This is a genomic window from Collinsella aerofaciens (genome assembly GCF_027679495.1).
In the GTDB taxonomy this organism is placed as follows: Bacteria; Actinomycetota; Coriobacteriia; order Coriobacteriales; family Coriobacteriaceae; genus Collinsella; species Collinsella aerofaciens_AK.
The window spans coordinates 1-16,418 of record NZ_JAQEKC010000014.1; the positions used below are offsets into that span (position 1 = coordinate 1).

The window sequence follows — 16,418 nt, forward strand, 5'->3', positions numbered from 1 at the left end:
GGAGGAAGGCGGGCGACGCGCTCGAGGAGAGCGTGCTGGCCTCGCTGCGGTCCGTCGCGACGGTCTGGAAGGAGGCCCGCAGCCAGGTCGAATCCCTCGACGCGCGCATCCGCGCGCTGCTGGAGGCGAACGCGCCCGCGCTGCTCGGCATCGAGGGCTGCGGCACGACGACCGCCGCCGCCCTGGTCGTGGCCGCCGGCGACAACCCCGGCAGGCTGAAGGGCGAGGCGGCGTTCTCGATGCTGTGCGGCGTCTCCCCGATCCCCGCGTCGAGCGGGAAGACGGAGCGGCACAGGCTCAACCGCGGCGGCAACCGGCAGGCGAACTGGGCGCTCTACGAGATCGCACTACGAGATCGCGATCAAGCGCATGGCGTACGACGAGAGGACGAGGAGGTACGTGGCGAAGCGAACCTCCGAGGGGAAGTCCCGGAGGGAGGCGGTCCGCTGCCTGAAGCGCTACATAGCGCGGGAGGTGTACCGCGTGCTCATGGACCCGAATCCCGACGGCGCCGCGCCGGAAGGCCCCGAGCTCGCGAAGATGCGCAAGGCGATGCGGGTGACCCAGAAGCAGGCCGCCGCGGGGCTCGGCATGTCCGCGGCCTCACTCGGTCACCTGGAACATGGGAGACGGCGGTCGACGAAACTGGAGAGGAGGTATTACGAGCTCCTGTGCGAATTGGAGAGAAAATTGGAGAGAACGCTCCCGCAAACTGCCTCTTGACAACTTATAGGAGCGTCGGTTTTAATTTCGCAATGTTCCGTGTGGTCGAGGGTAACCGGTCAAACGTAGTAGATAGGCCAATTTCGTGGCAAGCGAGTCAACTCGGGGCACAGGGCAGCTAAAAAAGCCCCGTCCCAAATTGGCTGCTTTTGAGTTGCGGTGATATACGGCCTGTTTGAGGCTTCTGGCTTGTAAAACAGTCCGTATTTCACCGCAACTGATGAGGGGATGGGTTAGCGGAGCAGGCCGGCTACTTCGCCGGCTAGGGTGATGGTGCCGGCGGCAACGAAGGACTCGCCCACGGCGTCAAAAGCCGCGAGAGCCTCGGGCACGCTAGGGTACACACCGGCAAGCTTGTTGGCGTCCACCAGGGCAGCAAGTTCCTCTGCCGGCAGGGCGCGATCGGAATCGGTCTGGGTTACGACCACACGCGGGAAGGCCGGAATCAGAACATCGACAATACCGGCCACATCCTTGTCGGCCAGTGCGGCGCACAGCAGCGTGGGGCGATTCTCGACGCACGGATCTATCTCGTCCAGCGCGCTCACAAAGTTCTCGCAGCTCTGAGGGTTATGGCAGGCATCGATCAGCTTGAGCGGATCGGTCCCCAGCACATCAAAACGACCCGGCGTGGGGCAGCCCATAAGCGATGCATCCAGCGCATCGTGGTCGAGCTCGCGGCCCAAATACCCCTCGCACAGCATAATCGCGCACGCAGCATTCTGCGGCTGGTAGGCCGGCTTAACCATGCTTGACGTATAGATCGCACGCGGCGTGGTGCAGCTAAACTCAACCGTGTCGCCCACGTGTGCCGGAACCTTGGTTGTGGCATGGTTCACCACGAGCGGCACCACACCGCACTCACGGCAACGGGCATCCATCACGCGCTGAACGCTCGCCTCATGCGTACCCTCGCCCAAAACAACCAAGCGCCCAGGCTTAATAACCGCAGCCTTCTCCCCCGCAATGGCCTCGAGCGTGTTGCCCAAAATACGTGTATGATCGAGTCCAATGCCCGTAATGGCGACGGCCACGGGATCGGTCGCACTCGTAGCATCCCAGCGTCCGCCCATGCCGACTTCAAGCACGGCCACGTCCACGCAAGCCTCGGCAAACATAGTCAAACCGGCCACGGACAAAAGATCGAAGGGCGTAATAGAACGAAGCTCCTCGCCCGCCGCCTCACGACGTGCGTTGAGACGACGACCTGCCTCATACGCCGCAGAGACACCATGGGCAAAGACCTCGTCTGAGACGACCTTTCCATCAATCTCCATACGCTCGGGATAACGCACCAGATGAGGAGACGTAAAGAGCGCCGTCTTAAGGCCCTCACCACGAAGAATGGCAGCCGAGAATCGCGTCGTCGAGGTCTTTCCATTGGTACCGGCTATCTGGACGCAATCATAGAACTCATCAGGACGACCAAGCTCATCGAGCATCTCGACAACAGTCTCGAGCAACGGCGTGGAATAACGTGCGATTTTGCCCGTATCGGCCGCAAGCGCAACAGCCTCATCAAAAGAAAGTTCCGGAACCCCAAACGGCACCGAATACAACCCAGAACGCTTCGCCATAACCAAAGTCCCCTCAACATAAAAAGAGGCCCGTAAGCAACAACGAGCCCCTCCCATTCAAAATATCAGCCAAACCCCGCTTGCAGCGAGATCAAGGCCACAACCCAGTGGCCCAAACGCGCCAGATGCAAACAACCACGTAACCGCACAAGGAGCGGCCCGACGCTTTGCTCGATACAAGTTCCGCACGCAAAGGACAGCACTTAATGTGCTGTCCGTCTTGCGCAGGACTGTCCGCAGTAGCGAGCAAAGCGTCGGGACGCGCCCCCGAGTAAACCTTACGAGAAGTCAGCAACCTGAGCAGTCAGCGCCGCCAGGATCTCCTTGAGCTCAGCTGCACGGTCCCTCTTCTTCTGCACTACCGCGGGCGCGGCCTTGGCCACAAAGCCCTCGTTGGCAAGCGTCTTCTCGCAGCCGGCGAGCTCCTTCTGCGCCGCGGCGATCTCCTTCTCCAGGCGTGCCTTCTCGGCCGAAAGATCGACCTTGCCCTCGAGCACCACAAAGACCTCGACGCCGCTATCGACCACGGCGATGCTCGCCGCCGGCTTCTCAACATCGGTGCCCATGACCAGCGAGGCAGTGTTTGCCAGCGGCTCGATGGTCGAACGCAGGCTCTCGAGCTTCTCGATGTCCTCGGCACCGGCGCGCACGACCACGTCGAGCTCGGCCTTGGGGCTCAAACGATAACGCGAACGCGTGGCGCGGGCGGCAGACACGACGGTACGGCACAGCTCAAACGCGCGCTCGGCGGGCTCGTCAACGTACTTGGCGTAGTCGGCGGGCTCGGGCCACTTGGCAATCATGAGCGCCTCGGCGCGGTTCACGTTACCCTCGGCGTCCAGATCGAGCACGCTCGCCGGCATGTTGTCCCAGATCTCCTCGGTGACAAACGGCATGAGCGGGTGCATCAGGCGAATGGAGGTGTCGAGCACAAAGATCAGGTTACGCTGCGCCTGCAGACGACCCTCGCCCTTCAGGCGGGCCTTGGTGACCTCGACGTACCAGTCGCAGACCTCGTTCCAGAAGAACTGCTGCACGCCGCGGGCCATGTCGCCAAAGGTGTAGTTCTCGATGCCCTCGGTGACCATCTTCACGGCCTTGGCCAAGCGGCTGAACATCCAGGCGTCGGCCGGCGTCTCCACGACGGGCTCGCCGGGCGTGTAGCCCTCCATGTTCATAAGCAGGAAGCGGCTGGCGTTCCAGATCTTGGTCACAAACGACTTGGCCTGGTCGGTGCGCGGGCTGTCGATGAGCTTCTTGGTCTTCTTATCGATGTTCGCGTCGAACTTGACGTCCTGGTTGTTGGTGCACAGTGTGAGCAGGTTGTAACGCATGGCATCGGCACCGTACATGCCAATGAGGTCCATGGGGTCAACGCCGTTGCCCTTGGACTTGGACATGCGGCTGCCGTCCTTGGCAAGGATCGTCGGGTAGATGACGACGTCCTTAAACGGCACCTCGTCCAGGAAGTACAGCGAGCTCATGACCATGCGGGCGACCCACAGCGCGATGATGTCGCGCGCGGTGACGAGCGCCGTCGTGGGGTGATGGCCCTCGAGCAGCTCCGGCTTTTGCGGCCAGCCCTGCGTGGCGAAGGTCCACAGCTGCGAGCTGAACCAGGTGTCCAGCACGTTCTCGTCCTGATGCACGTGATGGCCGCCGCACTTGGGGCACACGTCGGTGTCCTCGGTCAGGGCGTCCTCCCAGCCGCAGTCCTCGCAGTAGAACACGGGGATGCGGTGGCCCCACCACAGCTGGCGGCTGATGCACCAGTCCTTGAGGTTCTCCATCCAGGTGGTGTAGGTCTGCGTCCAGCGCGCGGGGTGGAAGGTAACCTTGCCAGAGTTGACGGCGTCGAGCGCCGGCCCCTTGAGCTTGTCGACGGCCACAAACCACTGCTCGGATAGCCACGGCTCCAGGGCGGAGTCGCAACGGTAGCAGTGCATGACGGAGTGGTCGAGCTCTTCGACATGGTCGAGCAGGCCGTGCTCGTCGAACCACTTGACAACGGCCTCGCGGCACTCGTCGCGATTCATGCCGGTGAACTCGCCATAGCCCTCGACGACCACCGCGTGCTCGTCGAAGATGTTGATCTGCGGCAGGTCGTGGGCCTGACCCATAGCGTAGTCGTTGGGGTCGTGAGCAGGGGTGACCTTGACGAAGCCGGAGCCGAAGTTGGCGTCGACGTGCCAATCCTCAAAGATGGGGATCTCACGGTCGACGATGGGGAGCTTGACGGTCTTACCCACAAAGGCGGCCTTCTCGGGATCCTTCGGGGAGACGGCGACGCCCGTGTCGCCGAGCATGGTCTCGGGGCGCGTAGTGGCGACGACGATATAGTCCTGGCCGTTGACCGGCTCGGTCAGCGGGTAGCGCAGGTGCCACAGGTGGCCCTTCTCGTCCTTGTACTCGGCCTCGTCATCCGAGATAGCGGTGGTGCAGTTGGGGCACCAGTTGACGATGCGCTTGCCACGGTAGATCAGGCCGTCGTGGTACCAGTCGCAAAAGACCTTGCGTACAGCCTGCGCATAGTCCTCGTCCATGGTGAAGCGCTCGTTATCGAAGTCGACGGAGCAGCCCATGCGCTTGATCTGCTCGACGATGATGCCGCCGTACTCGTGGGTCCAATCCCAGCAAGCGTCGACAAATTTGTCGCGACCGATCTCCAGGCGGCTGATGCCCTCGCTCTTGAGCTTCTTGTCGACCTTAGTCTGCGTGGCGATACCGGCGTGGTCGGTGCCGAGCACCCAGCGCGTGGACTTGCCGCGCATGCGAGCCATACGGATGATGGCGTCCTGGATGGAGTCGTCGGTGGCGTGACCCATGTGGAGCTTGCCGGTCACGTTGGGAGGCGGAATGGTGACGGTACAGTCGCCCACGCCCTCACGGCGTTTGTAGTAGCCACCGTCGAGCCACTTCTGCAGGATCGCCGGCTCGTTGGTCGACGGATCGTAGTTCTTGGGCATTTCTTCCATATATTTCTCCCTTGCCCGTCGGCGTGTCCGCCTGCTTGGTTTTCGCTCGGTCAGGTCCTGACTCGCGCGAAGAGCACATTAAGTGCTCTTCGGCTCGTGCGGAATCTACGAAAACCAAGCAGGCGGACACGCCTTAGGTATCGATTACTTCAGTCTGAAGGTACTAACTTGACAATCTCACAGAATAGCACAGGCATACCTGCCGAAAAGGGACAGGTTTATTTTGGTAGGTTTTATCAGGGGAAACGACATTTGCCCATATAAAACCGACCAAAATAAACCTGTCCCTAAATGGCAGGCCCCGCGGTGGTTGCCGCGGGGCATGGATTCAAGCTATTTAACCGTAGATGCGTTGGGGCTGCTCTTCGCCCTTTACGGAGGCTTCGGTCACGATGACCTTGGAAACGCCCTCCTCACTGGGCAGATCGAACATTGTCTGCTGCAGCACGTCCTCGCAGATGGAGCGCAGGCCGCGGGCGCCGGTCTTGCGGGCGAGCGCCATGCGGGCGATCTCGTGCAGGGCGGCGTCCTCAAACTCAAGCTCAACGTCCTCGAGCTGGAACATCTTACGGTATTGACGCACCACGGCGTTCTTGGGCTCGGTCAGGATCGACACCAGGTCATCCTCGTCGAGCGCCTGCGTCTGGGTGACGACGGGCGTACGGCCCACGAACTCGGGGATCATGCCAAAGGCGTTGAGGTCCTGCGGGAGCACCTGACGCAGCAGGTCGTTCTCGTCGACCGAGGTGGGGCCGGCGATCTCGGAGTTGAAGCCCACGCCCTTGTTGCCCACGCGATCGGCAATGATCTTGTCCAGGCCCACAAAGGCACCGCCGCAGATGAACAGGATGTTGGTCGTATCGATCTGCAGCAGCTCCTGCTGGGGATGCTTGCGGCCGCCGGTGGGCGGAACGCTTGCCACCGTGCCCTCAAGAATCTTAAGCAGCGCCTGCTGAACGCCCTCGCCCGAAACATCGCGGGTAATGGAGAGGTTCTCGGCCTTGCGGGCGATCTTATCGATCTCGTCCACGTAGATAATGCCCACCTGCGCGCGCTCAATGTCGCCATCGGCGGCGTTGATGAGCTTGAGCAGGATGTTCTCCACGTCCTCGCCCACGTAGCCGGCCTCGGTAAGCGCGGTAGCGTCGGCGATGGCAAACGGCACCTCGAGGATGCGCGCGAGCGTCTGGGCGAGCAGGGTCTTACCGGTACCGGTGGGACCGAGCAGCAGGATGTTAGACTTGGCGAGCTCTACCTCGTCCATATCGTCGTCGAACTGCGAGCCCATACCGTCGTCAAAGGCAGACACCGCGGCGCCGCCCTCGATCACGCGACGATAGTGGTTGTACACGGCCACCGACATGGCGCGCTTGGCGTCCTCCTGACCCATAACATAGGCCGAAAGCTCGTCATAGATCTCGTGCGGCGTCGGCACGTGTGTGATGACCTGGCGGTCATCCTCGAGCTCAAAGCCCTCGGCCTCGGGGTTAACGGCGGGCTGGGATGCAGCCTGGCCGTGATCGTTGAGGAAGCCCGGCAGCTTGCCGTTGCGGGCAGCGTCCATAAAGTCCGAAGCCAGCGACTCCTCCAGAATCTCGGAACAGGCGGCGACGCACTCGTCACAGATAAAGATGTTGGTCGGGCCCTTTACGAGGCGACGGACCTGGCCCTGCTCTTTTCCGCAGAAGGAGCAGCGGATGGGGTTGCCGTTCTCGTCAAAGTTGTCCTGCATGTTTCCTGCCATCCTAGGCGTCCTTCGCGGCGAGATCGCGCGAGGTGACGATACGGTCAATCAGGCCGTAGTCGAGGGCCTCGGCAGCGGTCAGGTAGTTGTCGCGCTCGGTGTCGGCCTGGACCTTCTCGATCGGCTGGCCCGAGGCATCGGACAGGATCTGGTTGAGCTCGCGGCGAGTCTTCTTGATCTCCTCGGCAACGATCTCGATCTCGGTCTGCTGACCCTGGGCACCGCCGCTGGGCTGGTGAATCATGACCTTGGAGTGCGGCAGGCAGAAGCGCTTGCCCTTAGCGCCGGCCGAAAGCAGCACGGCGGCCATGGACGCGGCCATACCGACGCAGATGGTGGAGACCTGCGGCTTGATAAAGTTCATGGTGTCCAGAATCGCCAGGCCGGAGTAGACCTCGCCGCCGGGCGAATTGATGTAGAGCGAGATATCCTTCTCGGCATCCTGGCTCTCAAGATGCAGCAGCTGGGCAACGACCAGGTTGGCGCTGACGGAGTTGATCTCCTCGCCCAAAAAGATGATGCGATCGTTGAGCAGGCGCGAATAGATATCGTAGCTGCGCTCGCCGCGCGGCGTCTGCTCGATAACGTATGGCACGAGGGCGGAATCGAACTTAGCGATCATACGCATCTCCATTTCTCTCTTGCGGACCAAATTGGTTCTAAATAAACGTACGGTGCCCGCATGCTATGCATTGGCTGGCACCGTACGAAGCAACCGGATAACCGGTGTATAACTTTACCCCATCACGGACGCACGCATGCGCTCGCGGGCAAGGTGGCGAGAATTACTCGGCGTCCTTGGCGGTCTCGTCGACCTCGGTCACCTTGGCGTTCTCGACCAGGTGGTCGACGGCCTTGGAGCGACGGATGGACTCGCGGACGGCAGGCATGCGGCCATCGGCGATGAACTCGGCCTTGGAAGCCTCGACGTCCTTGACGCCGGCCTTCTCGAACTCGGCGTTGACGTCGTCCTCGGTGACCTCAATCTTGAGCTCACGGGCGAGGGCGTCGAGAGCCAGGGACTCACGGGCAACGTCGTTGGCCTGCTTGTGCAGGTCGCCGATGAACTGCTCCATGGTCAGGCCGGAAGCGGGCAGCCAGGTATCCAGCGTCATGCCGCGGGCAGCGAGGTTGGACAGGAAGTTCTGGCCAAGCTCCTCAAAGACGGACTGCTCGTAGTCAGCATCCATCTCGTCGAGCTGCAGGCGCTCGGCGAGAGCGGAGACGCAACGGTTCTCCTTCTCGGCCGGCAGGCGGGAAGCCTTGTCCTGCTCGATCTCGATCTTGATGGCGTCGCGCATGGCGTCGATGCTGTCAAAGCCAAAGTCGGACTTGACGAGCTCATCGGTGAGCTCGGGGGTGTTGCGGACCTTGATGCCCTTGACGGTGACCTCGACGGTGTGGGTCTCGGCCTCCTCGCCCTCCTCGACCTCGTCGGTCCAGGTGACGGTCTTGACGTCGTCAACGTTAGCGCCGATCAGGGCCTCGTTGAACTCCTTGGGGTTGCTGTCGCTACCGGCGATGAGCATGCGGCCCTCGGCGGCGAAGTTGTCAGCGTTCTCAACGGCCTTGAGATCGACGGTGACGTAGTCCTCGGCCTCGACGGCGCGACCCTCGACGTCCTCAAAGGTGGCACGGTAGTTGAGGAGCATCTCAACCTGGTTGTTGATCTCGGACTCGGTGACCTCCGCAGGGGGCATCTCGATCTCGACAGCGTCGAAGGAGGAGAGCTCGGCAGCGGGACGCAGGGAGAACTCGACGGTGTAGGTGTAGTCCTCGTGATCCTTGGCGAGGTCGAGCTCCTTGTAGTCACCGTTCTTGGTGGGGACGATGTCCAGCTCGTTGAGGACGGCGGGCTCGTTGGCGGCGATCAGGTCGTTGGTGGCCTGAGCGAGGGTAGCCTCGGCGCCAAGTGCGGAGTCGATGACCGGACGGGGAGCCTTACCGGCACGGAAGCCCGGGAAGCGGTACTTCTTGGCGGTGTCCTTGTAGGCCTTCTTGATCGCGGCGTCGACGTCGGCGGCCGGGATGGTGACCGTAGCGGTGAGCTTGGCGTCCTTGACGTCAGAAGCGGTGATGTTCAACACGTTCCTCCTCATACTGCCCAGCTTATCTGAGGTGCTGGTACCTTTATGCAACAAAGAGTCGCGACGGCCGAAGCCGACGCAGATGCGTTGGTGCGGGCGAAAGGACTCGAACCTTCACGGGAATCCCACCAGAACCTAAATCTGGCGCGTCTACCAATTCCGCCACGCCCGCATGAGCGCACAGACTAGGAATGATAGCAGATACGAACGGCAAGCGCACGCACACCTTTTACAGGCTCACGACCTCACCACGAGCGCAAAAGGCGGGACGAGTTGCCCCGCCCCGCCAATTACGACTTGTTCACTGACCCGCTACTCCCCCAGCAGGGCCTTCTCGGGCGTGATGGGCAGTGAGCGAACCTGATGGCCGGTGGCGTGCGCCACGGCCGAGGCCACGGCGGCGAGCGGCGTGTTGATGACGACCTCGCCAATCGACTTGGCACCAAACGGGCCCGTCGGCTCGTAACTCGGCTCAAAGGCCACGCGGATGCTGCCGATATCCAGGCGCGTGGGCAGCTTGTAGCTCATAAAGTTGCCGGTACGCAGGCGGCCGCGGTCATCGTGCTCGACGATCTCGTAGAGTGCGTGACCGATGCCCTGGGCAATGCCGCCCTCGGCCTGGACGCGCGCGAGCGCCTCGTTGATCACGGTGCCGCAGTCCACAGCTGCCGCATAGTCCACCACAGTCACCTTGCCGGTGGCCTTGTCGACCTCGACCTCGGCAATACCGGCCATAAACGGCGGAGGCGAAACGGGCAGGCAGGCGGAGGCATGCGAGGTGAGCGCGTCGCCGCCCGCGATGTTCTTGACGCACAGGTTGGCAAAGTCGCGCAGCGTGAGGTAGCGGTTCTGCTCACGCGCGGCGCGCTCGTCGGACAGGCGCACGTACTGGCCATCGAAAACCACGTCGGCGGCGTCCACACCCCACATCTGGGCTGCCTTGGCGCAGATCTTCTCACGCAGCTCGGTCGCGGCGTTCTTGGCGGCAAGTCCCGTCACGTACGTACCCGAGCTCGCGTACGAGCCGGCATCAAACGGCGACACATCGGTGTCCACGCCGCGTACCACAATGAGCGAGCTCTCCACACCCAGCTCCTCGGCGGCAATCTGCGCCAGGATCGTGTCAACGCCCATGCCGTTGTCGGTGGCGCCGGTGCCGATGGTAATGAAGCCGTCCTCTTCCAGGCGCATGTCGATGCCGGCGATGTCCACGTTGGAAATGCCCGAGCCCTGCATGGTGAGCGCGCAGCCCAGGGCACGCACGCGGTCGCCCAGGTCCACAGCCAGCGGCTTGTCGCGCCAACCGATCATGTCCATCGCGCGCAGCAGGCAGCGGTCGAGCGCACAGGCGTTGAGCTTCTCGTTGTAGTACTGCGGCATGACCTCGCCCTCGCGCACGATGTTCTTAAGGCGCAGGTCGGCAGGGTCCACGTGCAGCATGTCGGCGAGCTCGTTGACGGCGCTCTCCACGGCAAACTGGCCCTGGGTGGCACCGTAACCGCGATACGCGCCGCCGCGGTTGGTATTGGTGTAGACGGCGTCCCAGCTAAAGCGGCTCGCCTTCACGTGGTTGTAGATGGGCAGGCTCTTGTGGCCCGAAAGGCCGATCGTCGTGGTGGCATGCTCGCCATAGGCGCCGGCGTTGGACAGCGTATGTAGGTCGATGGCCGTGATGGTGCCGTCGTTCATGGCGCCCAGCTTGACGGTCATCTGCATCTGATGTCGCGAGTTGCCCGCGGTGATGGTCTCCTCGCGGGTGTAGCAGCAGTAGCTCGGACGACCGGTCTGCTGGGTCACGAACGCCACGAAGATCTCGCAGCAGCCCGTCTGCTTGGAGCCAAAGCCGCCGCCGATGCGCGGCTTAATGACCTGCACCTGCGACTGCGGGATATCGAGCGACTGCGCGACCATGCGGCGCACGTGGAAGGGCACCTGCGTGGAGGTGGTCACCGAGATACGCCCAAACGCGTCGGTCGTCGCGAAGGCGCGGAAGGTCTCCATGGGCGCGGTCTGCGTGGCCTGGCTGGTGTAGGTGCGGGTGAACACGATGTCGCTCTGGGCGAACGCCTCGTCAAGGTTGCCAAAATCGCTGGTACCGCTGCACACCAGGTTGCGGGACACGTCGCCGCCCTGCGGGAACATAAAGGTCACGTCGCCCTCGGGGTGGACCACGATGTCGTTATCGAGCGCCTGGGTAAAGTCGAGCAGCGGCTCGAGCACCTCGTAGTCGACCTTGATGAGCTTGAGTGCCTTGTCGGCGGCCTCCTCGGTCTCGGCGGCGACAATCGCCACCTCCTCGTTTTGGTAGCGCACGAGGTTCTCGAGAATCAGGCGGTCGTAGGGACTCGGCTGCGGATAGCTCTGACCGGCGATGGTAAAGCGGCGCTGGGGCACGTCCTCGTAGGTGTAGACGCCCACCACGCCGGGCACCTTCAGGGCGCGCGACGTATCGATGGAGCGAATCTTGGCGCGGGCATAGGGGCTGCGCTTGAGTTTGACGATGAGCGCACCGGCAGGTACCAAGTCGCCCGTGTAGACGGGACGACCCTCGAGCAGTGCCTTCGAGTCCTTCTTGGGCTGCTTGTGGGTAATCTGCTTGTATGCGACACCATCGGAGCTGGTGTTATTGACCGGCAGTTCGGGCATCTCAAAGCCCACCTGCACGCCGGACTCATTGAGAAAGTGGACGATGGCGCGCAGCTGACTCTCGTAGCCGCTGCAACGGCAGAGGTTGCCGGAGAGCTGGCGAGAGAGCTCCTCGCGCGTGGCGACGAGGCTCGGGTCCTCCTTGGCGGCGCGGGCAAGCGCCAGCACGTTCATGATAAGGCCGGGGGCGCAAAAACCGCACTGCTCGGCACCTTCGGCAGCCATCGCGCGGGCCAGTGCCTCGGACTCGGCCTTAAGACCCTCAAGCGTGGTGATGGTGTGTCCCTCAACACGGGCGGCGGGAACCGAGCAGCTCAGCACCGGGTCACCGTCGAGCCACACCGTGCACAGACCGCAGTTGGTGGTCTCGCAGGCACAGCGCACCGACGCACAACCCTGCTCGCGCAGAAGCGAAAAGAGCATGGTGTCGGGGGCAATCTGAACCTTGACCTTGCGGCCGTTGAGCGTAAAGGAAAGATCGATGAGTTTGGCAGCCATTAGCGCACCTCGCTAGAATCGACGCCGGGCACGCGGCGGCAGGAATACTCGTCCGTGGCAAACTTAGGAATCTGCACGCCCTCGAGCTCGCGAGCAAGCGCGGCCGAAAGCTCGATGCCGGCGGCGCGGCGCACGGCCTGAATCGCCAACGGGGCCGAGATACGGCGGCGGTAGTCTGCCGAGCCCCACAGGTTGGTGCCGTAGCTCAGCGAGCGCACGGATGCGGCCAAGGCGCGCAGCTCGTCCTCGGAAGGCTGCTCGCTGGTAAGGCCGCATGCCTCGCCCTGCAGCAGGGTCGCGCGCAGCGGGCGGGCGCCCACGGTGACGTGCCAGGTGTTGTCCCACCAGGCGGCGGTGACGTTGAGCGAGGGGAAGTCGGTCGCAGCCTTGCGCACGGCCTCATAGCTCGCGCGGTAGTCGTGTTTAACGACCACGATGTGCTCGATCACGTCGCGCACGTAACCCATGTCGACGAACTCGGCGAGCGGCACGCGGCCGGCGCCCGTCAGCTCAACATAGGAATCGAGCGCGAGGAAGGCGGAGAGAACGTCCGAGAAACCAAAGCGGCCGTAGATGCTGCCGCCCACCGTGGCGGTATTGCGCAGCTGCACGCCCACGATGTCGTGGACGGCGAACTCAAAGACATTGTTGACAAGCGCGTTGAGCTCGGCATGGCGCTCGAGCTGGCGCAGGGTGCACATGGCGCCGATGCGAAACTCGGTCTCGGTCTCCTCGATCTGATCGAGTCCGCAGGCCGAAAGGTCAATCGCCGTCGCCACGCGACGCGAACCCAGGCGCATCCAGATGCCGCCGCCCACAATCTTGTTGTTGCGGTTCTTCTGTAAGAGCTCATAGGCTTCGGCCGCGTTTCCAACACGGACGTAGGTACCGAACTTGAGCACGTTCTCCCCCATCTCTTCACTTGTCCAGTACTTTTAAGTGTACCAAACGAGGGGCCGCACACCGTTTTAGGACAAAATCCACCCACCCATCCATAACTTGCGGTGATATACGGACTGATTAGCCGTTCTGGAACGCAAAACAGTCCGTATATCACCGCAAGTTATGAGGAGTCCTCCGGGATAGAAAAGGCTCCCGGCGTTGAGCCGAGAGCCTCATTACATGCTATATCGAGCGAAGATTTAGCAGACGCCCTGGGCGAGCATGGCGTCGGCGACCTTCAGGAAGCCGGCGATGTTGGCGCCCATGACGAAGTTGCCCTCCTGGCCGTACTCCTTGGCGGTGTCGTCCACGTTGTGGAACATGCCGCGCATGAGCTGCTCGAGCTTGCCGTCGACCTCCTCGAAGGTCCAGGACAGGTGCTCGGCGTTCTGGCTCATCTCCAAGCCGGACACGAGCACGCCACCGGCGTTGGCAGCCTTACCAGGCATAAAGGCGACGCCGTTCTCCTGGAAGTAGGTCGTGGCCTCGATGGTCGTGGGCATGTTCGCGCCCTCGCCGACCACCTTGCAGCCGTTGGCGACGAGCGCCTGGGCGTCCTCGAGCAGCAGCGTGTTCTCGCGAGCGCAGGGCAGCGCGATGTCGCAGGGCAGCTGCCACACGCCGCGGCCGTCGCCCTCGTGCCACACGGCGTTGGGCTTCTCGTCAACGTACATAGCGAGCGTAACGCCCTTGTCGTGGCCAGAGCGCTTCTTATTGTAGATGTGCTCGAGCACGGTGTAGTCGATGCCGTCGGGATCCTCGACCCAGCCGTGGGTATCGGAGCAGGCGAGCACCTTGCCGCCGAGCTGAGTGACCTTCTGGACCGCGTAGATAGCGACGTTGCCGGAGCCGTGAACGACGATGTTCTTGCCCTCGAAGGAGTCGCCGCGGCTCTTAAGGTACTCGTCCACAAAGTAGGCCAGACCGTAACCGGTGGCCTCTGTACGGGCGAGCGAGCCGCCAAAGGAGAGGCCCTTGCCGGTAAGAACGCCGGTCCACTCGTTGGTCAGGCGCTTGTACTGACCGAACAGGTAGGCAACCTCGCGGCCGCCAACGCCCAGGTCGCCGGCGGGAACGTCGGTGTTGGGGCCAATGTGGCGATAGAGCTCGGTCATGAAGGACTGGCAGAAGTGCATGATCTCGTTGTTGGACTTGCCCTTGGGGTCAAAGTCGGAGCCGCCCTTGCCGCCGCCCATGGGAAGGGTGGTCAGGCTGTTCTTGAGAATCTGCTCCAGGCCCAGGAACTTGAGCATGCCCAGGGTGACCGTCGGGTTAAAGCGCAGGCCGCCCTTGTAGGGTCCAATGGCAGAGTTGAACTCGACGCGGTAGCCGCGGTTGACCTGGACCTTGCCCTGGTCGTCGACCCAGGGGACACGGAACATAACGATGCGCTCGGGCTCGACGAGGCGCTCCAACAGGGCAGCCTCCTCGTACTCGGGGTGGGCGTCGAGCGCCGGCTGGATGGTGCCGAGGATCTCGGTCGCGGCCTGGATGAACTCAGGCTGCTCGGGATAGCGGGCCTTGAGCTCGTCGAGAACTTTCTGCGTGTAGCTCATGCTTCCTCCAATTGATGGAAAAGAAAGGTGTCGTTCGAGGCGCCCCATGCGCCGCGAGCTTTATCGAGTATGGATAATATCGCACTGTTGCAGCAAAGTTACGCATAAGCCGACGAGCAGATGTTTCGTTTTGATTACGATGCAGGTAGATGCGTTTTTGAGCACTCGACGTACAAATCGCGTGTTTCGAAGCTGTTTCGTCCACATGTTCCCAACCACCACATTGGGGACAGGCACCCTTGTGTTGGTGTTGGTGGTTAGAGAACGAGCTGATGGTAGTCGGCGGGGGTTATGCGGCCTTCGGTGGCAGTGCGGAAGGCGGAGAGTGCATCGCCCGAGAACGGCATGGCCCAACACAGGCCGCAACCTGCGGTAATGGAGCCGGGCAAAGGCATAATGCGCCCGGGCACGCCGGCATCCAGGCACAGCTGCTCGCATTCCATCACATCGAAGGTGCTGTCAAACGACACGATAATTTTGCGTTCGTGGTCGAGAGCATCACCGGACGGGCCTTCGCGGTGTGCATCACGATACGCCGCGGCGGCCGCTTCCTCTTCCGCAGTATGTCCACAGCTACCACAACCGCAGGTACAGGGTTCGGATCCGTCGCAAGTGCAAGGCTCTCCCGTGTCGGGACAAATATCGTGAGACATGGCAACTCCAATCGTCTAGGCGAGTAACTCGGCCGCCGCAAACTCCTCGGGCGTATTGACGTTTTCGAAGCAGAGCGTCGAGCCCGCGGCCTTAACGATCTGCGGTTCATCCATATAACCAGCCTGAACGCGATTGATCAGGCAGCGAATGCGCTGGCGGTCGCAGGCGAGCAGCTCATGGGCGGCCGGCGCACACGCGTCACGGCGCCAGACGGCGCAAAGCGGCTCAATCCCCCGCTCCTCGCATGGCACGCACACGTCGAGCGCCTCGGCCTCAACACGATCGGCGAGCGCGCCGATGAGTTCCGGCGAGACAAACGGCATATCGCAGGCGACGATCGCCACGAACGGCAATCGCGCCGCGGCCAACGAGCTCGCGATGCCGCGCATGGCACCCGCCGGCCCCTCAAGGTCCGACACTATTCGCGGCACCAGACCGCCAAACGTGCGCTCCTCAAGATAGGCAAGCTCGCTGGGGCGCGAAGTCGTCACGACCAACTCGCCGGCAACTGTCGCCAGCCGACCCAGCACGCGCTCGATGAGCGGTTCGCCGCAAAACGTCATGCGCGCCTTATCGCGGCCCATGCGTGAGGACAGCCCGCCCGCTTGGACGACGCAAGAAAGATCGACCCGTCTTACGGTAGTCATACGGCAAAACACCTCCATCGGCATGCTCGAAACCCGACACACGAAGCCAGATACCGTCGCCGATAAAGCGGGCGGCACGGCAAACCCATGCAAAAACAAAACAGCGCCTTTGCGGCACGCAGCAAGACCGCGAGCACAAAAGCGCTGGTAGCGTATGGCGGGAACGTATGTGAATCGAACACATCCAAGACGTTTTGCACGCCTCGCAACGGTTTTGAGGACCGCGGAGCCCACCGGAGCCCATCCGTTCCCAAGTGCGGTGGTATTTTACCAAACCGAGCAGGCCCCATCCCAAAAGACAAGCAAGAAGTTGCGGTGGAATAGTTCCGGGAAGAGGCATCTAAACCGGAAAACAGGAACTATTTCACC

Annotated in this window: 11 protein-coding genes, 2 tRNA genes and 1 pseudogene; 2 read left to right on the top strand and 12 right to left on the bottom strand. The window is 62.4% G+C overall.

Features of this window, described 5'->3' with window-relative positions; genetic code table 11:
- Positions 1-188 precede the first annotated feature (188 nt).
- Positions 189-293, top strand: a pseudogene (locus PGW49_RS10485) (IS110 family transposase); the annotation flags it as partial.
- Between the two features lie 76 nt (positions 294-369).
- Positions 370-723 carry a helix-turn-helix domain-containing protein gene (locus PGW49_RS06395; protein WP_270225960.1) on the top strand — a complete coding sequence of 118 codons (354 nt, stop codon included), beginning with the start codon at positions 370-372 and terminating at the stop codon, positions 721-723.
- Positions 724-956: 233 nt separating this feature from the next.
- Here the strand turns inward: PGW49_RS06395 and PGW49_RS06400 are convergent, their stop codons facing one another.
- The 12 genes from PGW49_RS06400 to PGW49_RS06455 form a co-directional block, all read right to left on the bottom strand.
- Positions 957-2,300 carry a bifunctional folylpolyglutamate synthase/dihydrofolate synthase gene (locus PGW49_RS06400; RefSeq protein WP_270225961.1) on the bottom strand — a complete coding sequence of 448 codons (1,344 nt, stop codon included), beginning with the start codon at positions 2,298-2,300 and terminating at the stop codon, positions 957-959.
- A gap of 278 nt (positions 2,301-2,578) precedes the next feature.
- A complete protein-coding gene (locus PGW49_RS06405; RefSeq protein WP_270225962.1) occupies positions 2,579-5,275 on the bottom strand; it encodes a valine--tRNA ligase in 2,697 nt (898 codons plus the stop codon).
- Between the two features lie 337 nt (positions 5,276-5,612).
- Positions 5,613-7,019 (bottom strand): ATP-dependent Clp protease ATP-binding subunit ClpX, encoded by a 1,407-nt coding sequence (clpX, locus tag PGW49_RS06410; RefSeq protein WP_270225964.1) that lies wholly within the window; start codon positions 7,017-7,019, stop codon positions 5,613-5,615.
- Position 7,020: 1 nt separating this feature from the next.
- Positions 7,021-7,641: an ATP-dependent Clp protease proteolytic subunit gene (locus PGW49_RS06415; RefSeq protein WP_022095182.1), complete on the bottom strand. Its 621-nt coding sequence runs from the start codon at positions 7,639-7,641 to the stop codon at positions 7,021-7,023.
- 163 nt (positions 7,642-7,804) lie between these two features.
- Positions 7,805-9,106, bottom strand: coding sequence for a trigger factor (gene tig, locus PGW49_RS06420; protein WP_270225965.1), 1,302 nt, complete (start codon positions 9,104-9,106; stop codon positions 7,805-7,807).
- 88 nt (positions 9,107-9,194) lie between these two features.
- Positions 9,195-9,278 (bottom strand) — tRNA-Leu (locus tag PGW49_RS06425).
- A 140-nt stretch (positions 9,279-9,418) separates the two neighbouring features.
- The gene (locus PGW49_RS06430) at positions 9,419-12,250 is read right to left on the bottom strand and encodes a molybdopterin-dependent oxidoreductase (protein WP_270225966.1); all 2,832 of its coding nucleotides are present in this window, start codon (positions 12,248-12,250) and stop codon (positions 9,419-9,421) included.
- Positions 12,250-13,152 carry an FAD binding domain-containing protein gene (locus PGW49_RS06435; protein WP_270225967.1) on the bottom strand — a complete coding sequence of 301 codons (903 nt, stop codon included), beginning with the start codon at positions 13,150-13,152 and terminating at the stop codon, positions 12,250-12,252. Before PGW49_RS06435 ends, PGW49_RS06430 begins: the two co-directional genes overlap by 1 nt.
- 240 nt (positions 13,153-13,392) lie before the next feature.
- Positions 13,393-14,748: an NADP-specific glutamate dehydrogenase gene (gene gdhA / locus PGW49_RS06440; protein ID WP_270225968.1), complete on the bottom strand. Its 1,356-nt coding sequence runs from the start codon at positions 14,746-14,748 to the stop codon at positions 13,393-13,395.
- 257 nt (positions 14,749-15,005) lie between these two features.
- A complete protein-coding gene (locus PGW49_RS06445; protein WP_270225969.1) occupies positions 15,006-15,401 on the bottom strand; it encodes a putative Se/S carrier protein in 396 nt (131 codons plus the stop codon).
- A gap of 15 nt (positions 15,402-15,416) precedes the next feature.
- On the bottom strand, positions 15,417-16,049 hold the full coding sequence (gene mobA, locus PGW49_RS06450) for a molybdenum cofactor guanylyltransferase (protein ID WP_270225970.1): 633 nt from the start codon (positions 16,047-16,049) through the stop codon (positions 15,417-15,419).
- 155 nt (positions 16,050-16,204) lie between these two features.
- Positions 16,205-16,301: transfer RNA gene (locus PGW49_RS06455), tRNA-Sec, on the bottom strand.
- Between the last annotated feature and the right edge of the window lie 117 nt (positions 16,302-16,418).